General features: G+C 61.7%; 24 protein-coding genes, 1 tRNA gene and 1 pseudogene. 21 read left to right on the top strand and 5 right to left on the bottom strand.

The features are described from left to right. Positions 1 to 59 precede the first annotated feature (59 nt). The 3 genes and pseudogenes from ACNQPL_RS03060 to phnE form a co-directional block, all read left to right on the top strand. Positions 60 to 218 (top strand): annotated as a pseudogene (locus ACNQPL_RS03060) (phosphonate ABC transporter); the annotation flags it as partial. Then, a complete protein-coding gene (locus tag ACNQPL_RS03055) occupies positions 212 to 1,039 on the top strand; it encodes a PhnE/PtxC family ABC transporter permease (protein WP_416465833.1) in 828 nt (275 codons plus the stop codon). The pseudogene ACNQPL_RS03060 and the gene ACNQPL_RS03055, both read left to right, overlap by 7 nt. Next, positions 1,036 to 1,803 carry a phosphonate ABC transporter, permease protein PhnE gene (phnE, locus tag ACNQPL_RS03050; RefSeq protein ID WP_346612037.1) on the top strand — a complete coding sequence of 256 codons (768 nt, stop codon included), beginning with the start codon at positions 1,036 to 1,038 and terminating at the stop codon, positions 1,801 to 1,803. The genes ACNQPL_RS03055 and phnE overlap by 4 nt, the downstream gene beginning before the upstream one ends. Here phnE and ACNQPL_RS03045 read toward each other — a convergent pair. Both ACNQPL_RS03045 and ACNQPL_RS03040 read right to left on the bottom strand, forming a co-directional pair. Further along, positions 1,766 to 2,698: a bestrophin family protein gene (locus ACNQPL_RS03045; RefSeq protein ID WP_346612036.1), complete on the bottom strand. Its 933-nt coding sequence runs from the start codon at positions 2,696 to 2,698 to the stop codon at positions 1,766 to 1,768. The two genes, phnE and ACNQPL_RS03045, sit on opposite strands and share 38 nt — an antisense overlap. A gap of 199 nt (positions 2,699 to 2,897) precedes the next feature. Beyond that, positions 2,898 to 3,545, bottom strand: coding sequence for a trypsin-like peptidase domain-containing protein (locus ACNQPL_RS03040; RefSeq protein ID WP_346612072.1), 648 nt, complete (start codon positions 3,543 to 3,545; stop codon positions 2,898 to 2,900). Between the two features lie 344 nt (positions 3,546 to 3,889). Here ACNQPL_RS03040 and ACNQPL_RS03035 point away from each other — a divergent pair, with 344 nt between their 5' ends. Then, the gene (locus tag ACNQPL_RS03035; RefSeq protein ID WP_416465830.1) at positions 3,890 to 4,063 is read left to right on the top strand and encodes an ArsR family transcriptional regulator; all 174 of its coding nucleotides are present in this window, start codon (positions 3,890 to 3,892) and stop codon (positions 4,061 to 4,063) included. Positions 4,064 to 4,163: 100 nt separating this feature from the next. Here the strand turns inward: ACNQPL_RS03035 and ACNQPL_RS03030 are convergent, their stop codons facing one another. Together ACNQPL_RS03030 and ACNQPL_RS03025 are read right to left on the bottom strand one after the other, a co-directional pair. Then, positions 4,164 to 5,228, bottom strand: coding sequence for a hypothetical protein (locus tag ACNQPL_RS03030; RefSeq protein WP_416465828.1), 1,065 nt, complete (start codon positions 5,226 to 5,228; stop codon positions 4,164 to 4,166). A 169-nt stretch (positions 5,229 to 5,397) separates the two neighbouring features. Continuing rightward, positions 5,398 to 5,482: transfer RNA gene (locus ACNQPL_RS03025), tRNA-Leu, on the bottom strand. A gap of 108 nt (positions 5,483 to 5,590) precedes the next feature. Between ACNQPL_RS03025 and queA the strand changes: the two genes are divergently transcribed. From queA to ACNQPL_RS02995, 6 genes are all read left to right on the top strand, one after another. Beyond that, the gene (queA, locus tag ACNQPL_RS03020) at positions 5,591 to 6,640 is read left to right on the top strand and encodes a tRNA preQ1(34) S-adenosylmethionine ribosyltransferase-isomerase QueA (RefSeq protein WP_346612033.1); all 1,050 of its coding nucleotides are present in this window, start codon (positions 5,591 to 5,593) and stop codon (positions 6,638 to 6,640) included. A gap of 14 nt (positions 6,641 to 6,654) precedes the next feature. Then, positions 6,655 to 7,770 carry a tRNA guanosine(34) transglycosylase Tgt gene (tgt, locus tag ACNQPL_RS03015; protein WP_346612071.1) on the top strand — a complete coding sequence of 372 codons (1,116 nt, stop codon included), beginning with the start codon at positions 6,655 to 6,657 and terminating at the stop codon, positions 7,768 to 7,770. Positions 7,771 to 7,815: 45 nt separating this feature from the next. Next, positions 7,816 to 8,151: a preprotein translocase subunit YajC gene (gene yajC, locus ACNQPL_RS03010; protein WP_056795769.1), complete on the top strand. Its 336-nt coding sequence runs from the start codon at positions 7,816 to 7,818 to the stop codon at positions 8,149 to 8,151. 63 nt (positions 8,152 to 8,214) lie between these two features. Then, positions 8,215 to 10,077, top strand: coding sequence for a protein translocase subunit SecD (gene secD / locus ACNQPL_RS03005; RefSeq protein ID WP_346612032.1), 1,863 nt, complete (start codon positions 8,215 to 8,217; stop codon positions 10,075 to 10,077). A 10-nt stretch (positions 10,078 to 10,087) separates the two neighbouring features. After that, positions 10,088 to 10,996, top strand: a complete 909-nt coding sequence (secF, locus tag ACNQPL_RS03000; protein ID WP_346612031.1) for a protein translocase subunit SecF — start codon at positions 10,088 to 10,090, stop codon at positions 10,994 to 10,996. A 121-nt stretch (positions 10,997 to 11,117) separates the two neighbouring features. Then, positions 11,118 to 11,660: a glycine zipper 2TM domain-containing protein gene (locus tag ACNQPL_RS02995; protein ID WP_416465825.1), complete on the top strand. Its 543-nt coding sequence runs from the start codon at positions 11,118 to 11,120 to the stop codon at positions 11,658 to 11,660. 171 nt (positions 11,661 to 11,831) lie between these two features. Here the strand turns inward: ACNQPL_RS02995 and suhB are convergent, their stop codons facing one another. Beyond that, positions 11,832 to 12,650, bottom strand: coding sequence for an inositol-phosphate phosphatase (gene suhB / locus ACNQPL_RS02990; protein WP_346612029.1), 819 nt, complete (start codon positions 12,648 to 12,650; stop codon positions 11,832 to 11,834). Between the two features lie 151 nt (positions 12,651 to 12,801). Here suhB and trmJ point away from each other — a divergent pair, with 151 nt between their 5' ends. From trmJ to ndk, 11 genes are all read left to right on the top strand, one after another. Next, the gene (trmJ, locus tag ACNQPL_RS02985) at positions 12,802 to 13,557 is read left to right on the top strand and encodes a tRNA (cytosine(32)/uridine(32)-2'-O)-methyltransferase TrmJ (protein WP_416465823.1); all 756 of its coding nucleotides are present in this window, start codon (positions 12,802 to 12,804) and stop codon (positions 13,555 to 13,557) included. A 3-nt stretch (positions 13,558 to 13,560) separates the two neighbouring features. Beyond that, on the top strand, positions 13,561 to 14,346 hold the full coding sequence (gene cysE / locus ACNQPL_RS02980) for a serine O-acetyltransferase (RefSeq protein ID WP_416465821.1): 786 nt from the start codon (positions 13,561 to 13,563) through the stop codon (positions 14,344 to 14,346). Positions 14,347 to 14,526: 180 nt separating this feature from the next. After that, complete coding sequence (gene iscR, locus ACNQPL_RS02975) at positions 14,527 to 15,018, top strand: Fe-S cluster assembly transcriptional regulator IscR (protein ID WP_042111731.1); 492 nt, start codon at positions 14,527 to 14,529, stop codon at positions 15,016 to 15,018. Between the two features lie 49 nt (positions 15,019 to 15,067). Next, a complete protein-coding gene (locus tag ACNQPL_RS02970; RefSeq protein ID WP_346612026.1) occupies positions 15,068 to 16,282 on the top strand; it encodes an IscS subfamily cysteine desulfurase in 1,215 nt (404 codons plus the stop codon). Between the two features lie 46 nt (positions 16,283 to 16,328). After that, positions 16,329 to 16,715, top strand: coding sequence for a Fe-S cluster assembly scaffold IscU (gene iscU / locus ACNQPL_RS02965; RefSeq protein WP_003248539.1), 387 nt, complete (start codon positions 16,329 to 16,331; stop codon positions 16,713 to 16,715). A gap of 32 nt (positions 16,716 to 16,747) precedes the next feature. Then, the gene (gene iscA / locus ACNQPL_RS02960) at positions 16,748 to 17,071 is read left to right on the top strand and encodes an iron-sulfur cluster assembly protein IscA (RefSeq protein ID WP_027595543.1); all 324 of its coding nucleotides are present in this window, start codon (positions 16,748 to 16,750) and stop codon (positions 17,069 to 17,071) included. Between the two features lie 8 nt (positions 17,072 to 17,079). After that, a complete protein-coding gene (hscB, locus tag ACNQPL_RS02955; protein ID WP_416465818.1) occupies positions 17,080 to 17,601 on the top strand; it encodes a co-chaperone HscB in 522 nt (173 codons plus the stop codon). 42 nt (positions 17,602 to 17,643) lie between these two features. After that, complete coding sequence (gene hscA, locus ACNQPL_RS02950; protein ID WP_416465816.1) at positions 17,644 to 19,506, top strand: Fe-S protein assembly chaperone HscA; 1,863 nt, start codon at positions 17,644 to 17,646, stop codon at positions 19,504 to 19,506. A 3-nt stretch (positions 19,507 to 19,509) separates the two neighbouring features. Continuing rightward, complete coding sequence (gene fdx, locus ACNQPL_RS02945; protein ID WP_416465814.1) at positions 19,510 to 19,851, top strand: ISC system 2Fe-2S type ferredoxin; 342 nt, start codon at positions 19,510 to 19,512, stop codon at positions 19,849 to 19,851. A 10-nt stretch (positions 19,852 to 19,861) separates the two neighbouring features. Further along, complete coding sequence (gene iscX / locus ACNQPL_RS02940) at positions 19,862 to 20,062, top strand: Fe-S cluster assembly protein IscX (protein ID WP_016713204.1); 201 nt, start codon at positions 19,862 to 19,864, stop codon at positions 20,060 to 20,062. A gap of 89 nt (positions 20,063 to 20,151) precedes the next feature. After that, the gene (ndk, locus tag ACNQPL_RS02935; protein ID WP_033701183.1) at positions 20,152 to 20,577 is read left to right on the top strand and encodes a nucleoside-diphosphate kinase; all 426 of its coding nucleotides are present in this window, start codon (positions 20,152 to 20,154) and stop codon (positions 20,575 to 20,577) included. Positions 20,578 to 20,596 lie beyond the last annotated feature (19 nt).

The following is a 20,596-nucleotide window of genomic DNA, read 5'->3' as shown; positions in this document are numbered from 1 at the left end:
GCACCTGCAAGATCTGGTAGGGGCTTCGGTGGAATCGAGGTCAAGCCATTCGTTGGGGGTTCCCGCGGGTAATTGGTATTCGTGAGGGGCAGGTGGTGTTCGACTGCCCGGCCGACGCTGTGACAGACCCGATGCTGGACGCTTTGTACGCCAACGAGCAGTTTGCTTCGCAACCGGCGCAAGGGCCGACCCTGGCCGTGCAGATCCCCAGATGTTGAAAGCGCACACCCGCGACCCGGCCGCATTCACGCGGCTGATGCTAACCCTGCTTGCCCTGGCCGTGCTATGGCCTGGGGTACGGTTGAGCGAGCTGAACCCCGGCGTAATGCTGCAGGCGGAAAACCGCCAACAGATTGCCGCTTTCACCAGCGCCTTCTGGCCACCGGCGCATGATGCCGAATTCCTCAAGCTGCTCTACGAGGCCACGCTGCAGACCTTGGCCGTGGCCACTGCCGGCATGGCCTTTGCGTTGCTGTTGGCCATTCCTACAAGCTTGTTGGCCAGCCGCGCTTTGTCGTTGCGAGCCGCCTCGCGCTGTGGCCGTGCCGGTGTGATGTCGCGGCTGCTGCGTATGCCGGTTCGCGGCTTGCTGATCTTCCTGCGCAGCGTGCCGGAAATCGTCTGGGCATTGCTGTTCGTAAGGGCCGTGGGCCTGGGGCCGACCGCTGGGGTGCTGGCCATTGCCATTACCTACAGCGGCATGCTCGGCAAGGTCTATGCGGAAATCTTCGAATCGGTCGACCAACGCCCGGCGCATGCCTTGCTGCAAGCGGGCAGCGGCCGGCTGACGGCATTTTTTTACGGCATCCTGCCAAGCGCATTGGCGGAGGTGGTGTCGTACACCGTGTACCGGTGGGAGTGCGCGATCCGCGCTTCAGTGGTGATGGGGTTCGTCGGGGCCGGCGGCCTCGGGCAGCAGATCGACTTGTCCATGCGCATGTTCGCGGGAGGCGAGGTGGCGAGTATCCTGCTGGCCTTCTTCGGCCTGGTGCTGTTGGCTGACCTGCTCAGCCGCTTTCTGCGGGGGAGGCTGGCATGAACCGAGTGCTCAACTTTCTCGTAGTTGGCGCGATTGTCGCAGCGGTGTTCGCCGCGTTCAGCTATCTGGAACTGGACCTGAAGGCGCTGACAGGTAATGGCGGGCTGGGGCAGATGGGGGCGTATGCAGGGCGTTTTTTGCACCCTGACTTGTCTGCCGAGCACTTGCAGGCAGTGGCGCACGGTGCCCTGGAGACCCTGGCAATGTCGGGCTTGGGCACGTTGCTGGCCATGGCCCTGGGCCTGCTCCTGGCATTGCCTGCAGCGGGGCGATTCGGCTGGCCGCTGCAGTCAGCAGCGCGCCTGCTGCTCAATGCCTTGCGCGCCATCCCGGAGTTGGTCTGGGCTGCCCTGACGGTGCTGGCGGCGGGGCTAGGGCCGAATGCCGGGACGCTTGCGCTGGCATTGCACACGTCTGGGGTGTTGGGGCGGTTGTTCGCCGAAGCGTTGGAGAACGCACCGGCAGAGCCGGCTGCCGCTATCCGCCTGCAGGGCGGCGGGCAGGTCGCTGCGTTCTGTTTCGGCACCTTGCCCAACCTGTGGCCGCAGTTGTTGGCCTACAGCCTGTACCGTTGGGAAAACAACATCCGCATGGCCAGTGTGCTTGGCTTTGTGGGGGCTGGTGGCCTGGGGCAGATGCTCTACACCACGCTGAGCCTGTTCCAGGAGGCGCAGGCCAGCACCGTGATCATTGCGATGCTGGTGCTGGTACTGCTGGTGGATGGGTTCAGTGACCTGATGCGCCAGCGCTATGTGCGGGCATGACAGCGTCTGCCATCAACTCCCCACATTGCGCTTCGCGCTGCATCGACTCCAGGTTGCGCTCGATGGTCTCGCAAATCGTGTCCATCTGGATCTGGTGCTCACTGAAGCGGAACGGGCTCTGCAGGTCGGTGCCGATGCGCTCGATGGCCAGCAGCATGAACCCCACCACGGTCGACGCCAGCGGGGTGAACCAACCCAGCGACTCCACCAGGCCGATCGGTACGATCAGGCAGAACAACGAGATGAACAGCCGCGGAAAATACACGTAAGGGTAGGGCAGTGGCGTGTTGGCGATACGCTCCATGCCGCCCTGGGCATTGGACAGGTCCACCAGCGTCGACTCCAGCCGCGCCAGGCGAATGCTGTCGAGCCGGCCGGCCTTGTATTCTCGCGCCAGCAGGGCCGCGGAGCCGCTGAGGATATCGTTGGCGAAGTTGTTGGACCGGTTGCGCCGCTCGAACTCCCCCGGCGGGATGAATGCCATGAGTTCATCCGGGCATTTTTCGCCCTTCAGGTGCGCTGCCAGGCAGTTCACGTAAGCAATATGGCGGCGCAGCAAGGTGGCTTTGGTCGGGTTCAGCCCGTCAGCCGGGTCGTCGATCAGTGTCAGCGTCTGCCGGGCAAAGCTGCGCGAACTGTTCACCAGCGCGCCCCATAACGTGCGAGCCTCCCACCAACGGTTGTAGGCGCTGCTGTTGCGAAAGCTCACCAGCACCACCAATGCCGAACCCAGCAATGTCAGTGGCATGAGGGGCAGGGTGAATTTGCTGTTGAAGAACAGCATGAAATCGATGGTGACCAGTACATCCCAGATCAGCAGCCAGAACAGCGACCAGCCGATGTAGCCGAAGGTTTTCACCACCAGGCGGTACTTGCGGGCGATGATCTCTTTCACGCGGGGGTACCTCGAAAGGGTGGGCATGAAGGATCGGACGCTGAGGGGCTGGCAAGGTTCTGTGCTGTTCGTCGTAGGGTGTAACTGGAAGTGTGTGATTAGCTCAATGGCACGCGGCTCTTCGCGGGCGTTACCGCGAAGAGCCCTAGGGCAACATCACATGCCAGCAGCGGCATTGCACCCCCTGACCCACCCGGATTCAAGGCTTGGCAACCACCGCCACATAGCCCTTCACCGCAGCAGGCACGGCATTGGGCTTGGTTTTGTGAGCCAGGTACTGGAACCGGCGCCATTCCTTGTCGATTTCACTGAACGACATGAACACGCTGACCCGCGCCTTGTCCGCCAGGTCCGGCCGATTGCGCGCATCGATCCCTTCCTTGGCGATAAACGCGACGTTGATCCCGACCACCCTGCCGTCGTCGGCAAACACCGGGCCACCCGACATGCCCTTGACCATAGGGCCATCGTGCACCGAATAGAACACGCTGCCCGGCGTGCCTTCCAACCGCACCAGCGACTGCAGTGTGTGGCCCTTGCCCTGCACCGGCATCATCAGGCTGTTGAACCCGACCGCCGTCACCGACTCGCCAGGCACGTACTGGCGCCAGAGCGGCACCTGGGTGGCCTTGTGCTTGAAGAACACCACGTCACCAAGGCCCTCGTGGACCACGTTGCGCAGGAAGGGGGTGTGTTTGGCGGTCACGGCGTAGTCTTCGTTCCACTGAATGGCGGTAGCCATCAGCAGCATGGGCAGCGGTGCGCCCGAGGTGACTACGAACGCTTGATCGTAGACGGGGTTTGAAACGTACGACGTTGGCATTCCATTGCACCCACTCAGCAGCATCATTGCCGCCAGACAGGGCACAGTTGTCTTCATGATTTGCACATGGGTTAAAAAATGGGAGCGCAAATATGGCTAAGAGCCATCACGCTGGCAATACTTTCTGCATATATCTGATGAATGACATCTTAGGTAGGGGGCCAGATGATGGCCAATAGATTCCAGGCATGGCTGGAGCGCCCGTGGTCGTTGGGCTGGCGTCAAATTGGCGGGTTATAAAGTGTTTGCAGTGATGGGGCGCCTAGGTTCGGCTCATTGAGCTGCATTGAGCTGCATTGAGCTGCATTGAGCTGCATTGAGCTGCATTGAGCTGCATTGAGGCGCATTGAGCTATATCCGGAGACGCCATGGCATTGCCAAACAGAATTCTGAAAGCACTGCAGGACAACCAGAGTCTCGGATCGCGCGACATCGCCGAGCCCCTCAATGCGAGCTGGCCCACAGTCAAGCATCACTTGAATGTGTTGTTGGAGCAAAGTAGCCGAACCAGGCTTGCTGTCTGTCTCCTAGGAGGCAGGTAACGGAATGGATTAGCGCGGGGCGGCCTTTCTGATGGTTCAGCCCGTGGAGTGCCGACGTCGCGCCCCCACGCCAGCACTGAAATGCCAAGGTGCGTTGACTTCACGGCAATTCAATCACGCTATAGGCGAATTCATTGGGCTTCTTGGCCTTGCCATGCGCGGAGTCTGCGACCTGAACGCGGTCGTCATCATGAACCACCAACACGTGTCTGGCACCCAACGCCACAACACCTTCCGGTTTGTTATCGAACCACAAGGGCGTGCCGTCCTGCCTTAGTACCAGCTGTGCAGTACCGGGCCCGCCCGGCTCAAGTAGTGACATCGGCAACGTCCACAAATAGCCACCAATCCTGTCACCCTGCTCGTAGCTGGTGGTTGCCAGCAGGCGCTCGTTGAAGGGGTCGTATTCCAGGCTGGAAAGGCCCAGTGGTCGGTCGTCGCCCTGTACGCGCGGGGTGAACTGGTAGGCCAATCTGAAATCGCCAGCAATCACCAATTCACCCGCTTGCAAGCGGATTGGGGCTTGCACGATGGTGAACACTGGGTACGCCGTCGTGTAGTCGCGGCCTTGCTGGCGAATACCGAGGAGGAGCGAGCCGTCAGGGCCCATGGCTGCGCCTTCGACCTGGAAGAAGGGCTCGCGCACGATAGTGCTGATCTGCTTGCGCATGGCCGCCACTTCGCCAAGCTGCCTGGCGTCAGCCGGCCTATCCACGGGCCAGTACAGGATCTTGTTGAACGCAGGGTTTTCCGCCCGAGTGAAGGCACTGCTTGCGATCACGTAGTGCGTATCTTCGAGTGTGATTGTCGTCAGGCCTTCAAGCTTCTGTGCCGCTTCGATCAATGGGCCGCGTGCGTATTCGAGGTGGTCGAATTTCAAAGGCAAGCGGGCCAGGCCCTCAGGCGCTTTCAGGCCAATGGAGAAAACCGAGGATGTGTCGTTCCCCTTGATGGGTTTGTCATTGGCAAAAAACAGCTGTTCACCGACTCTGGTAACGGCGGACACCTCACAGTTCACGTCCAGGGCAGCGTGATGCGCCGCGTCGAGGCATTTTCCTGTGTAGTGATGAACGGTGCTGGCGTGAACGGATGACGATCCAGCGGCCAGGGGGCAGGCCAGGGTTGAGAGGGTAGCGGCCAAGGCAAATGGCAGGCTCTTTTTCATGTCGTGGCTCCTTGATCAAGAGGGGAGGAGCCAGGTTAGGGCGGTGGGGGGCAGGAGCGAGTTGGCAATCTTGCCTAGGGGCAGTGGGGCCCTAGCGTCGGGCGAGCGGCCGCTTGGTCATACTGCAGGCACAAAAAAACCGACCATAAGGTCGGTTTTTTCCGGATTTTGGTGCCCCGAGGGAGACTCGAACTCCCACTCCTTTCGAAAACGGATTTTGAATCCGCCGCGTCTACCAATTCCGCCATCAGGGCGTGTGGCGCGCAGTATAGAGAGGTGCTTGAGGTCGGTCAATCGGCTTTCATGGTCAATTTTCACACATTGGGCTAAACTTCCCGGCCCTGCCGAACCCGAACATCATCATGCGCGTCGCCGATTTTTCCTTCGAACTCCCCGATTCCCTGATCGCTCGCCACCCTTTGGCCGAGCGCCATGGCAGCCGTCTGCTGGTCCTCGATGGGCCGAGCGGGGCGCTGGCGCACAAGCGGTTTACCGACCTGCTCGACTACTTGCGCCCCGGCGACCTGATGGTGTTCAACAACACCCGGGTGATCCCGGCGCGGTTGTTTGGCCAGAAAGCCTCCGGTGGCAAGCTGGAAGTGCTGGTCGAGCGCGTGCTCGACAGCCACCGCGTGCTGGCCCATGTGCGTGCCAGCAAGGCGCCCAAGGAAGGCGCGGTGATCCTCATCGACGGCGGTGGCGAGGCCGAAATGGTCGCGCGCCACGAAACGCTGTTCGAACTGCGCTTCACCGAAGAGGTGCTGCCACTGCTTGAACGCGTCGGGCACATGCCGTTGCCGCCGTACATCGACCGCCCGGACGAGGGCGCCGACCGTGAGCGCTACCAGACCGTCTACGCCGAACGCGCTGGCGCCGTGGCCGCGCCAACGGCGGGGCTGCACTTCGACGAAGCGCTGCTGGAACAGATCGCAGCCAAGGGCGTGGAACGCGCCTTCGTTACCCTGCACGTCGGTGCGGGTACCTTCCAGCCGGTGCGGGTCGACAAGATCGAAGACCACCACATGCATAAAGAGTGGCTCGAAGTGAGCCAGGATGTGGTCGATGCCATCGAAGCCTGCCGCGCTCGCGGTGGCCGGGTGATCGCGGTCGGCACCACCAGCGTGCGTTCGCTGGAAAGCGCGGCGCGCGATGGCGTGCTCAAGGCCTTCAGCGGCGACACTGATATCTTCATCTACCCGGGCCGGCCGTTCCACGTGGTCGATGCCCTGGTCACCAACTTCCACCTGCCGGAGTCCACGCTGTTGATGCTGGTCTCGGCGTTCGCCGGTTACCCCGAAACCATGGCTGCCTACGCGGCAGCGGTCGAACACGGTTACCGCTTCTTCAGTTACGGTGATGCCATGTTCATCACCCGCAATCCGGCGCCACGCGGCCCAGAGGATCAAGCATGAGTCGCACCTGTCGTATGTCCTTCGAACTGCTGGCCACCGACGGCAAAGCCCGTCGTGGCCGCCTGACCTTCCCTCGTGGCACGGTCGAGACCCCGGCGTTCATGCCGGTGGGCACCTATGGCACGGTCAAGGGCATGCTGCCGCGTGACATCGAGGCCACCGGTGCCGAGATCATCCTTGGCAACACCTTCCACCTGTGGCTGCGCCCAGGTACCGAAGTGGTCAAGAAGCACAACGGCCTGCACGATTTCATGCAATGGAAAGGCCCTATCCTCACCGATTCCGGTGGTTTCCAGGTGTTCAGCCTGGGCGCCATGCGCAAAATCAAGGAGGAGGGCGTGACCTTCGCCTCGCCGGTCGACGGCTCCAAGGTGTTCATGGGCCCGGAAGAGTCCATGCAGGTGCAGCGCGACCTGGGTTCGGACATCGTGATGATCTTCGACGAGTGCACCCCGTACCCGGCCGAGCACGATGTAGCGCGCACCTCCATGGAGCTGTCGCTGCGCTGGGCCCAGCGTTCCAAGAACGCCCACGCTGACAACACGGCGGCGCTGTTCGGTATCGTGCAGGGTGGGATGTACGAAGACTTGCGCAAGCGCTCGCTGGAAGCACTGGTCAACATCGACTTCGACGGCCTGGCCATCGGCGGCCTGTCGGTGGGCGAGCCCAAGCACGAAATGATCAAGGTGCTGGATTACCTGCCAGCGCTGATGCCTGCTGACAAACCTCGTTACCTTATGGGGGTAGGCAAACCGGAAGATCTCGTTGAGGGTGTGCGCCGCGGCGTTGACATGTTCGACTGCGTGATGCCGACGCGTAACGCGCGCAACGGCCATCTGTTCGTCGATACAGGCGTGATCAAGATCCGCAATGCGTTCCATCGCCACGATGATTCGCCGCTGGATCCGACCTGTGACTGCTACACCTGCAGCAACTTCTCCCGCGCCTATCTGCATCACCTGGACAAGTGCGGCGAAATGCTGAGCAGCATGCTGAATACCATCCACAACTTGCGCCATTACCAGCGCTTGATGGCCGGTTTACGCGAGGCTATTCAACAGGGTAAATTGGCCGCCTTTGTCGACGCCTTCTATGCCAAGCGCGGGCTGCCTGTGCCGCCTTTGGACTGACTGTTCGCACCAAACTAATTAAAACTTAAGCAACTGGAGTGCCCAATGAGCTTCTTGATCCCCGCCGCCTACGCGGACGCTGCAGCACCCGCCGCTGGCCCAGCCGGCACCGGCTTCGAGTGGATTTTCCTGGTCGGTTTCCTGGTTATCTTCTACTTGATGATCTGGCGCCCGCAGGCTAAACGCGCCAAAGAGCAGAAAAACCTGCTGGGCAACTTGCAGAAAGGTGACGAAGTTGTCACCAACGGCGGCATCGCTGGCAAGATCGTCAAGGTTTCCGACGATTTCGTGGTCCTGGAAGTGTCCGACACCGTCGAGCTGAAGTTCCAGAAGGGCGCGATTGCCGCGACCCTGCCAAAAGGTACGCTCAAGGCTATCTGAGTTACCGGTTTATTTTTCCAGTCGGGGCGCGCAACGCGCCCCGCGTCTTGAACGGGCGGCGTGATGCTGAACAAATACCCTCTGTGGAAATACGCACTGATCGTGCTGGTACTGGCGATCGGTTTTATTTATTCCGCTCCCAACCTTTACCCGGATGACCCGGCGGTGCAGATCAGCGGTGCCAGCTCGGCGCTGCAGGTGAACCAGGCCGACCTCGATCGCGTCAGCAAGGCGCTGACCGAAGCCGGTATCACCGTCAAAGGCGCGAGCCTGGGTGAGAAGGGCAGCGGGCTGGTGCGTCTGACCAACCAGGAAGACCAACTGCCAGCCAAGGATGTAGTGCGCAAGGCACTGGGCGATGATTACGTCGTGGCCCTGAACCTGGCCCAGACTACTCCGCAATGGTTGCGTAATGTGGGCGCAAGCCCGATGAAGCTGGGCCTGGACCTGTCCGGTGGTGTGCACTTCCTGCTGGAAGTGGACATGGACAAGGCCATGAGCGCCCGCATGAAAGTCTACGAAGGCGAGGTCAAGACCTTGCTGCGCAAAGAGCGCGTCCGCTACCGCAGCCTGCCTCAGCAGGATGGCGGCATCATGCTGGGCTTCGCCGACGATGCTACCCGCGAACAGGCGCGTGCCCTGATCCGCAAGAATTTCAGTGATTTCGACCTGACCACCACCGAGCGCAACGACCTCGCCGTGCTGCGTCTGGCGCTGACTCAGGCGAAAGTCGCCGAGATCCGCGAATACTCGATCAAGCAGAACCTCACCACCGTGCGCAACCGCGTCAACGAGCTGGGCGTGGCCGAGCCGCTGGTACAGCGCCAGGGCGCCAACCGCATCGTGGTCGAACTGCCAGGCGTGCAGGACACTGCCGAAGCCAAGCGTATTCTCGGCAAGACCGCCAACCTCGAGTTCCGCTTCGGCGCCGAGCCAGGTGCGTCCAAAGCCACCACCGAGGTCTTCGAGTTCCGTGAGGGCGGCCGTTCCGCACCGGTCGAGCGCGGCCTGATCATCACCGGTGACCAGGTTACCGACGCCCAGGCCAGCTTCGACGAGCACGGTCGCCCGCAGGTGAACATTCGCCTCGACGGCCACGGTGGCGAGCTGATGAGCCGCGCAACGCGCAGCAATGTCGGGCGCAGCATGGCGGTGATCTTCATCGAGCAGAAGCCGGTCACCCGCTACGTCAAGCAGACCGTCGACGGCGTCGAGAAGGAAGTTGCCGTACAGAGCTTCCAGGAAGAGAAGAAGATCATCAGCCTGGCGACCATCCAGTCGCCGCTGGGCAGCCAGTTCCGCATCACCGGCCTCAACGGCCAGGGCGAATCGTCCGAGCTGGCCCTGCTGCTGCGTGCCGGTGGTCTGGCTGCGCCGATGTACTTCGCTGAGGAACGTACCATTGGCCCGAGCCTGGGTGCCGACAACATCACCAAGGGTATCGATGCATCGCTGTGGGGCATGCTGTTCGTCTCGCTGTTCATCATCGCCATCTACCGCGGGTTTGGCGTGATCGCCACCATCGCGCTGACTGGCAACATGATCCTGCTGCTGGCCCTGATGTCGCTGCTGGGCGCGACCCTGACCCTGCCGGGTATCGCCGGTATCGTGCTGACCATGGGTATGGCGGTCGACGCCAACGTGCTGATCTTCTCGCGGATTCGCGAAGAGCTGAAAAACGGCATGTCGGTGCAGCGCGCCATCCACGAAGGTTTCAGCCGTGCCTACACCGCGATCATCGACGCCAACCTGACTAGCCTGCTGGTCGGCGGTATCCTGTTCGCCATGGGTACCGGCCCGGTCAAGGGCTTCGCGGTTACCATGTCCCTCGGGATTTTCACCTCGATGTTCACCGCCGTCATGGTGACCCGCGCAATGGTCAACCTGACCTGCGGCGGGCGTGACATCAAGAAGCTGTGGGTTTGAGGGAATAACCATGAAAACCATCAACTTCATGGGCGTGCGCAACGTTGCGTTCGCCATCACCGTCCTGTTGACCGTACTGGCGTTGTTCAGCTGGTGGCAAAAGGGCCTGAACTTCGGCCTGGACTTCACCGGCGGTACGCTCATCGAGCTGACCTACGAGCGCCCGGCGGATCTCAAGGCGGTGCGCGCCGAGCTGGTCGAGTCGGGCTTCCACGAGGCCATCGTGCAGAGCTTCGGTGCGACCACCGACCTGCTGGTGCGCATGCCGGGCGATGACCCGCAACTGGGTAGCAAGGTTGCTGCTGCCCTGCAGCAGGCAGGCGGTGACAACCCGGCCACACTCAAGCGCGTCGAGTTCGTCGGCCCGCAGGTGGGTGAGGAGCTGCGCGACCAGGGTGGCCTGGGCATGCTCCTCGCGCTGGGTGGCGTGTTGCTTTACCTGGCCTTCCGCTTCCAGTGGAAATTCGCCGTGGGTGCGATCATTTCGCTAGTGCACGACGTGGTCGTGACCATGGGGATCCTGTCGTTCTTCCAGATCACCTTCGACCTGACCGTGCTGGCGGCGGTATTGGCGATCATCGGTTACTCGCTCAACGACACCATCGTCGTGTTCGACCGGGTGCGTGAGAACTTCCGTGTAATGCGCAAGGCATCGCTGATCGAGAACATCAACGTCTCGACCACCCAGACCCTGCTGCGCACCATCGCCACCTCGGTATCTACCCTTCTGGCCATCGCCGCGCTGCTGTTCTTCGGTGGCGACAACCTGTTCGGCTTCTCGCTGGCGTTGTTCATCGGCGTCATGGCCGGTACCTACTCGTCGATCTACATCGCCAACGTGGTGCTGATCTGGCTGAACCTGAACAGCGAAGACCTGATTCCACCGGTCAAGGCTGAGGGTGTGGACGACCGTCCGTAAGGGTTATGCCCTGCGCCGTTTGGCGCACGAAAGCCGCGAGTGTTGAACTCGCGGCTTTTTTTTTGCTCCAAGGCTGGGAGAAGCGCGGGTTGATACCCGCCGGTACGATCAGGAGGTTCACGTGAATAAATCAATGCTGGTGGGTGCGGTGCTGGGTGCTGTCGGTGTTACTGCCGGAGGTGCTGTGGCGACCTACAGCTTGGTGAACAAAGGCCCTGAGGTCGCCCAGGTGACTGACGTGCAGCCGATCAAGCAGCAGGTGAAAACCCCGCGTGAAGTGTGCAAGGACGTGGCTGTAACACGTCAGGCGCCGGTCAAGGACCAGCACCAGATCGCCGGTACCGTGGTCGGTGCCCTGGCGGGTGGCTTGCTGGGTAACCAGATTGGTGGCGGCACTGGCAAGAAGATTGCCACCGTGGCCGGTGCAGTCGGCGGTGGTTATGCCGGCAACAAGGTGCAGGAAGGCATGCAGCAGCGTGATACCTATACCACCACGCAAACCCGTTGCAACACGGTCAATGACATCAGTGAGAAGGTCGTTGGGTACAACGTGACCTATTCCATTGGTGATCAGGTGGGCAAGGTGAAGATGGATCGCGAGCCTGGCTCGACCATTCCGCTGGACAAGAATGGCAAGTTGATCCTCAGCGAAGCTGGCCAGTGATGTGTGTAGTTTGAACTGGCCTCTTCGCGGGGCAGGCCCGCTCCCACCAGGTCTGCAGCAATGCAAAGCCTGTGGGAGCGGGCTTGCCCCGCGAAGAGGCCGTTCCAGGCGCTACAAATGGCAGGCAAAAAAAAGCATCCTCGACGGATGCTTTTTTTATGCACTAGGCGCTTAGCGCTTCATGCTTTCTGGCAGGTGCGGCTGGATGGCAGTCAGCACGGCCTTGAAGCACTTGATGTTGCCGGCGACGATGTGGCCCTTGTCGAGGAAGTCGTGGCCACCGTTGAAGTCGCTCACCAGGCCACCTGCTTCCTGGATCAGCAGCACACCGGCTGCCATGTCCCACTCGGACAGGCCCGACTCCCAGAAGGCGTCGAAACGGCCGGCGGCCACGTAGGCCAGGTCCAGGCTGGCGGAGCCGGCGCGGCGGATGCCGGCAGTCTGGCCAGTCAGGGCGCGGAACATGCCCAGGTAGTTGTCCAGGTCGGCCATCTGGCTGTCACGGAACGGGAAGCCGGTGCCCAGCAGGGCGCCGTCGAGGCTGGTGCGCGAGCTGACGCGCAGGCGACGGCCATTGAGCTGGGCGCCACGGCCACGGCTGGCGGTGAATTCTTCCTGGCGTACTGGGTCGAGAACGACGGCGTGTTCAAGGCGGCCACGGTATTTGCAGGCAATGCTGACGGCGAAGTGCGGGATGCCGCGCAGGAAGTTGGTGGTACCGTCCAGCGGGTCGATGATCCACAGGTAGTCCTTGCCTTCTTCGCCGGTGCCCGCGTGCATGCCCGTCTCTTCACCCTGAATGGAGTGGTTCGGGTAGGCCTTGCGCAGTGCGTCGACGATCTTCTGCTCGGCGGCGCGATCAACCTCGGAAACGTAGTCCTTAGCCTCTTTCTCGTCCACCTTGATGCTATCCAGGCGTTCGATGGAGCGGAAAATCAGTTCACTGGCGCTGCGAGCGGCGCGCAGGGCGATATTCAGCATAGGCTGCATGGGCGGGTCACCTGGAGATGTTAAAGAAGAAAGCCGATCATTCTAGCAGAAAATTTTGGCGGAAGAAGTGTCACATTTGCTTTCATAGCGTTACGCTGGTCGGTTCTGTAAGATCGAAACCTCTAAAACCCGCATCTGTGAGCACAACACCTTGCTGCAAAATATTCGTGTTGTTCTGGTCAATACCAGCCACCCCGGCAACATCGGCGGCGCTGCGCGTGCCATGAAAAACATGGGCTTGTCGCGCCTGGTGCTGGTGCAGCCCAAGGAATTCCCGGCCGCCGAGGCCAGTGCGCGCGCCTCGGGCGCCGATGATGTGCTGGCCAGTGCCCAGGTGGTCGACAGCCTCGAGCAGGCGCTGGTCGGATGCAGCCTGGTGATGGGCACCAGCGCCCGTGAGCGCAGCATCCCCTGGCCCTTGATCGACCCCCGTGAATGTGGGGCCAAGGCCGTGGCGCATGCCGTCGGCGGTGAAGAAATCGCCCTGGTGTTCGGGCGCGAGCACGCCGGCCTGACCAACGAAGAGCTGCAGCGATGTCACTTCCACGTGCACATTCCCTCGAACCCCGGCTTCAGTTCGCTGAACCTGGCTGCCGCCGTCCAGGTGCTCTCTTACGAGGTGCGCATGGCCTGGCTGGCTGCTGAAGGTTCGGCGCCGCAAGACGAGAAGGTCGACGCCAGCGAGCTGGCGACCATGGACGAAATGGAGCTGTTCTACGAACACCTGGAGAAAACCCTGGTGGACATCGGCTTCCTTGACCCCGAGAAACCCAAGCACCTCATGGCGCGCCTGCGCCGGCTGTATGGGCGAAGCTCGGTAGAGCGTCCGGAAATGAGCATTTTGCGCGGCATCCTCACCGAGACCCAGAAGGTCGCACGGGGCGAGCCGCATAAAAGGAAGGGCTGACAGATGTTCGAACGTCTGCGTGAAGATATCCAGAGTGTTTTTCATCGCGACCCAGCGGCGCGCAACGCCTTCGAGGTATTGACCTGCTACCCGGGCATGCACGCCATCTGGCTGCACCGCCTTGGTAATGCGCTGTGGAGGCGCGACTTCAAGTGGCTGGCCCGGCTGGTGTCGAACTTCGGCCGCTGGATGACCGGGATCGAGATCCACCCCGGCGCAACTATCGGCCGCCGCTTTTTCATTGACCACGGCATGGGCATCGTGATCGGCGAAACCGCCGAAATCGGTGACGACGTTACCCTGTACCAGGGTGTGACCCTGGGTGGCACCAGCTGGAACAAGGGCAAGCGTCACCCGACCTTGGAAAACGGCGTGGTGGTAGGGGCGGGCGCCAAGGTGCTCGGCCCGTTCACCGTCGGCGCCGGGGCCAAGATCGGCTCCAACGCGGTGGTCACCAAGGCAGTGCCAGCGGGTGCGACTGCAGTGGGTATCCCGGGGCGGATCATCGTCAAGAGCGAAGACAGCGAGCTTGAGGCCAGGCGCAAAGCCATGGCCGAGAAGATCGGTTTCGATGCCTATGGCGTCAGTGGCGACATGCCTGACCCGGTGGCGCGGGCCATCGGCCAGATGCTCGACCATCTGCAGGCAGTGGACGAGCGCCTGGAAGGCATGTGCGGCGCGCTGACCAAGATGGGCAGCGACTACTGCGCCAAGGAACTGCCGGCCCTGCCGGACGATGATTTCAGCGAGGCCGCGCAGGCGCCACAGCGCGACGCTCAGTCGCATTGATTGCGCCGTAGTAAAGGCATCCTGACATAAGGGGCGTGTGCTCACGCCCCTTAGCTGCTACAATCGCGCCCGCCTTCCAGCTGCCAAACCCGACTAAAGCAGTAGGTCTAATAGTTGACTTAAATGCTCGGGAATCGCATACTCGCTCACATCCTGTAACTCCCGTGGTACCCAATAGCCATGCGACTGACTACCAAAGGCCGATACGCCGTGACAGCCATGCTTGACCTGGCGTTGCACGCGCAGCATGGGCCGGTGTCTTTGGCCGATATTTCCGAGCGCCAGGGCATTTCCCTCTCTTATCTGGAGCAGCTGTTCGCCAAGCTGCGCCGCAGCAGTCTGGTCTCCAGCGTGCGCGGTCCGGGTGGTGGCTACCAGCTGTCGCGCGGCATGGAAACCATCCAGGTAGCCCAGGTCATCGACGCGGTCAACGAATCGGTTGATGCCACCCGTTGCCAGGGGCTTGGGGACTGCCATGCCGGTGATACCTGCCTGACCCACCACCTGTGGTGCGACCTCAGCCAGCAGATCCACGAATTTCTCAGCGGCATCAGCCTGGCCGACCTCGTCATGCGCCGTGAAGTGCAGGAAGTCGCCCAGCGCCAGGACCTGCGTCGTGTCGCAGGCCGTTCTGCCCAGCTGGACAAGATTGAGACGTCCGCCGTCGACTGACCGTTAACAGTGACGACGAGCGACGCCACCGCCTGATAGGAGATACTCAATGAAGTTGCCGATCTACCTCGATTACTCCGCGACCACGCCGGTCGATCCCCGTGTCGCCCAGAAAATGGCCGACTGCCTGCTGGTCGACGGTAACTTCGGTAACCCGGCCTCGCGCTCCCACGTGTTCGGCTGGAAAGCCGAAGAAGCGGTCGAGAACGGTCGCCGTCAGGTCGCCGAGCTGATCAACGCCGATCCGCGCGAGATCGTCTGGACCAGCGGTGCCACCGAGTCCGACAACCTCGCACTGAAAGGCGTGGCGCACTTCTATCAGACCAAGGGCAAGCACATCATCACCTCCAAGATCGAGCACAAGGCGGTCCTGGACACCGCTCGCCAGCTCGAGCGCGAAGGTTTCGAAGTGACCTACCTCGAGCCAGGCGCAGACGGCATCGTCACCCCGGCTCAGGTCGAGGCAGCATTGCGCGATGACACCATTCTGGTCTCGCTGATGCATGTCAACAACGAAGTCGGCTCGATCAACGACATCGCCGCCATCGGTGAACTGACCCGTTCGCGCGGCGTGCTGTTCCATGTTGACGCCGCCCAGTCGGCCGGCAAGGTCGAAATCGACCTGCAAAAGCTCAAGGTCGACCTGATGTCGTTCTCGGCGCACAAAGTCTACGGCCCGAAAGGTATCGGCGCGCTGTACGTCAGCCGCAAGCCGCGTGTGCGTCTGGAAGCCATCATCCACGGCGGTGGTCATGAGCGCGGCATGCGTTCGGGCACCCTGCCGACCCACCAGATCGTTGGCATGGGCGAAGCCTTCGCCATTGCCAAGCAGGAAATGGCCGCCGAAAACGTGCGCATCAAGGCCTTGAGCGACCGCTTCTTCAAGCAGGTCTCGGACCTCGAAGAGCTGTACGTCAACGGCAGCAGCACCGCTCGCGTGCCACACAACCTGAACCTGAGCTTCAACTACGTCGAAGGCGAGTCGCTGCTGATGTCGCTGAAAGACATCGCCGTATCGTCCGGTTCGGCCTGCACCTCCGCTTCGCTCGAGCCGTCGTATGTACTGCGCGCTCTGGGCCGTAACGACGAGCTGGCGCACAGCTCGATCCGCTTCTCCTTCGGCCGCTTCACCAGCGAAGAAGAAGTCGACTACGCCGCGCAGAAAGTCTGCGAGGCCGTTAACAAACTGCGTGAGCTGTCGCCGCTGTGGGACATGTACAAAGACGGCGTTGACATCTCCAAGATCGAGTGGGCCGCCCACTAAGCAGTCGCCGGCAAGAGCGGCTCCCTGATGAGGAAGGAATTGCACCATGGCATACAGTGAAAAGGTCATCGACCACTACGAAAACCCACGCAACGTCGGCAAGATGAATGCCGAGGACCCGGATGTCGGTACCGGCATGGTCGGCGCCCCAGCGTGCGGTGACGTGATGCGTCTGCAGATCAAGGTCAACGAGCAAGGCGTCATCGAAGACGCCAAGTTCAAGACTTACGGCTGCGGTTCGGCCATCGCTTCCAGCTCCCTCGCCACCGAGTGGATGAAGGGCAAGACCCTGGACGAAGCCGAAACCATCAAGAACACCCAGCTGGCGGAAGAACTGGCGTTGCCGCCAGTGAAGATCCACTGCTCGGTACTCGCAGAAGATGCCATCAAGGCAGCTGTTCGCGATTACAAGCAGAAAAAAGGCTTGATCTAAGTCGCCTGCAAGGTAAGACGTAAGGAGTTCCGATGGCTATCAGCATGACAGAAGCCGCCGCCAACCACGTGCGGCGTTCCCTGGAAGGGCGCGGCAAGGGTGAAGGCATTCGCCTGGCCGTACGCACCACCGGCTGCTCGGGCCTGGCCTACGTGCTGGAGTTCGTCGACGAAGTGGCGGGCGAAGACCAGGTGTTCGAGAACCACGGCGTGAAGGTCATCATCGACCCCAAGAGCCTGGTGTATCTCGATGGCACCGAGCTCGACTTCGTCAAGGAAGGGTTGAACGAAGGCTTCAAGTTCAACAACCCCAACGTGCGCGGTGAGTGTGGCTGCGGCGAAAGCTTCAACGTTTGAGGCTGGCCGTGGGTACTCCTTGTCATTACGCCCTGTTTGATCTCCAGCCGTGCTTCCGGCTGGACCTCGACAAACTGGCCACTCGTTACCGCGAGCTGGCCCGCGAGGTCCATCCTGACCGCTTTGCTGACGCTTCCGAGCGTGAGCAGCGGGTAGCGCTGGAGAAGTCCGCGGCCCTCAACGATGCCTACCAGACGCTGCGCAGCGCGCCGCGCCGTGCCCGCTATCTGCTGGCCATCGGTGGCCACGAAGTGCCTCAGGAAGTCACGGTCCACGACCCTGATTTCCTTCTGCAGCAGATGCAGTGGCGCGAAGAGCTCGAAGAGCTGCAGGACGAAGCCAACCTCGATGGTGTTGCCGTGTTCAAGAAGCGCCTCAAAGGTGCCCAGGACACGCTGAACGAGGATTTCGCCGCCTGCTGGGATGTGCCTGCCGAGCGCGACAAGGCCGAACGCCTGATGCGCCGCATGCAGTTCCTCGACAAGCTCGCCCAAGAAGTGCGCCAACTGGAAGAGCGCCTCGACGATTAACCCGGCGTTTCCCGTGATGACGCCTAAGGTATTCAGATAAGCATGGCCCTACTGCAGATCGCCGAACCCGGTCAAAGCCCTCAGCCGCACCAGCGCCGCCTGGCGGTGGGTATCGACCTGGGTACCACCAATTCTCTGGTCGCTGCCGTGCGCAGCGGTCGCAGCGAGCCCCTGCCGGATGTGCAGGGCAACGTCATTCTGCCCTCGGCGGTGCGCTACCTGGCTGGCCACAACGAGGTCGGCCTGGCCGCGCGCGAGGCGGCCGCCAGTGACCCGCTGAACACCATTTTGTCGGTCAAGCGCCTGATGGGGCGCGGCCTGGCTGACGTCAAGCAACTCGGCGAGCAGCTGCCGTACCGCTTCATTGGCGGCGAATCGCACATGCCGTTCATCGATACTGTCCAGGGGCCGAAGAGCCCGGTGGAAGTGTCTGCCGACATTCTCAAGGTGCTGCGCGAGCGCGCCGAAGAAACCCTGGGTGGTGATCTGGTGGGGGCGGTGATCACCGTGCCAGCCTATTTCGATGATGCCCAGCGTCAGGCGACCAAAGATGCGGCCAAGCTGGCCGGCCTGAACGTGCTGCGCCTGCTCAACGAGCCGACTGCCGCTGCCGTTGCCTACGGGCTGGACCAGAATGCCGAAGGCCTGGTGGCCATCTACGACCTGGGTGGCGGTACTTTCGATATTTCGATTCTGCGCCTGACTGCCGGTGTGTTCGAGGTGCTGGCCACCGGTGGCGATACCGCCCTGGGTGGCGATGACTTCGACCACGCCATTGCCGGTTGGATCATCGAACAGGCTGGGCTGTCTTCCGACCTCGACCCGGGTACCCAGCGCCAGTTGTTGCAGGCCGCCTGCGCCGCCAAAGAAGCCCTGACCGACGCCGATGCGGTCAGCGTCAGCCACGGTGCCTGGCAGGGCGACCTCAGCCGAGCCGCCTTCGATGCCATGATCGAGCCGCTGATCGCCCGCAGCCTCAAGGCCTGCCGCCGCGCCGTGCGCGACAGCGGTGTCGAGCTGGAGGAGGTAGGTGCGGTGGTCATGGTGGGTGGTTCGACCCGTGTACCGCGTGTGCGTGAGGCGGTCGGCGCGCTGTTCGGCCGCACCCCGCTGACCTCGATCGACCCTGATCAGGTGGTCGCCATCGGTGCCGCCATTCAGGCCGATACTCTGGCTGGCAACCGCCGCGAAGGTGGCGAACTGCTGCTGCTCGACGTCATCCCGCTGTCCCTGGGGCTTGAGACCATGGGTGGGCTGATGGAGAAGGTGATCCCGCGCAATACCACCATTCCGGTGGCGCGTGCCCAGGAATTCACCACCTACAAAGATGGCCAGTCGGCCATGATGATCCATGTGCTGCAGGGCGAGCGTGAACTGATCAGCGACTGCCGCTCGCTGGCGCGCTTCGAGTTGCGCGGCATTCCGGCGATGGTTGCAGGTGCGGCGAAAATCCGCGTGACCTTCCAGGTCGATGCCGACGGCCTGCTGAGTGTCGCGGCCCGCGAACTGGGTTCGGGCGTTGAGGCCAGCATCCAGGTCAAGCCGTCCTACGGCCTGACCGATGGCGAGATTGCGCGCATGCTCAAGGACTCCTTCGAGCACGCCGGCACCGACAAGCAGGCCCGCCAGTTGCGTGAGCATCAGGTCGACGGCGAGCGCCTGCTCGAAGCCGTACAGGGCGCCCTGGACGCCGACGGCGAGCGCCTGCTCAGCAGTGAAGAGCGCGAAGCCATCGAATTCCAGATGCAAGAACTACGTGATTTGCTGACCGGCACCGATGGCCCCGCCATCGAGCAACAGACCAAGCGTCTGTCGCAGGTGACCGATGCATTTGCCGCCCGTCGCCTTGATTCGACGGTCAAAGCCGCACTGGCCGGGCGCAACCTGAATGAGATCGAGGAGTAATCGATGCCGCTGGTGACATTCCTGCCGCATGAGAAGTTCTGCCCTGAGGGGCTGACCGTGGAGGTCGATGCCGGGACCAACATCCTGGAGCTGGCGCACGACCATCACATCGAGATGGAAAGCGCCTGCGGTGGCGTCAAGGCCTGCACCACTTGCCACTGTATTGTTCGCAAAGGTTTCGATTCGCTGGAAGAGGCGGACGAGCTGGAAGAAGACATGCTGGACAAGGCCTGGGGCCTGGAGGCCCAGTCGCGCCTCGGCTGCCAGGTGGTCGTGGGTGATGAAGACCTGACCATCGAGATTCCCAAGTATTCGCTCAACCACGCTGCCGAAGCGCCGCACTGAGGTCAGCCCCATGAGCCTGAAATGGATTGATGTACTTGAGATCGCCATCCAGCTTGCGGAAAGCAAGCCGGAAGTCGATCCTCGTTATGTGAATTTCGTCGATCTGCACCGCTGGGTGCTGGCATTGCCAGAGTTCAGCGACGATCCGTCACGCGGCGGTGAGAAAGTGCTCGAGGCCATCCAGGCGGCCTGGATTGATGAAGCCGACTAAGCGCGACGCTGCAGGTTAGGCAATCCCCTGGAACCCGCGTATAATTCGCGGGTTTAATTTTTCGCAACACTCATATTCTGGAGTTTTCCATGGCTGTTCAACGTACTTTCTCGATCATCAAGCCTGACGCCGTAGCCAAAAACGTCATCGGCAAGATCACCACTCGCTTCGAAGACGCCGGCCTGAAAATCGTTGCTTCGAAAATCAAGCAACTGTCCAAAGCCGAAGCCGAAGGCTTCTACGCTGAGCACAGCGAGCGCGGCTTCTTCGGCGACCTGGTTGCCTTCATGACTTCCGGTCCGGTTGTCGTTCAGGTTCTGGAAGGCGAAAACGCCATCGCTCTGAACCGCGAGCTGATGGGCGCTACCAACCCTAAAGAAGCTGCTGCCGGCACCATCCGTGCTGACTTCGCCGAGTCGATCGACGCCAACGCCGTTCACGGTTCGGACTCCGAAGCTGCTGCTGCTCGCGAAATCGCTTACTTCTTCGCTGCTACCGAGGTAACCACTCGCTAAGCGAAAGCTTACGGGTGAG

The sequence above is a fragment of the Pseudomonas sp. LFS044 genome, assembly GCF_047978245.1.
Taxonomy (GTDB): Bacteria; Pseudomonadota; Gammaproteobacteria; order Pseudomonadales; family Pseudomonadaceae; genus Aquipseudomonas.
The sequence above is the reverse complement of the archived record's forward strand: the minus strand, read 5'-3'. Positions and strand labels throughout refer to the sequence as shown.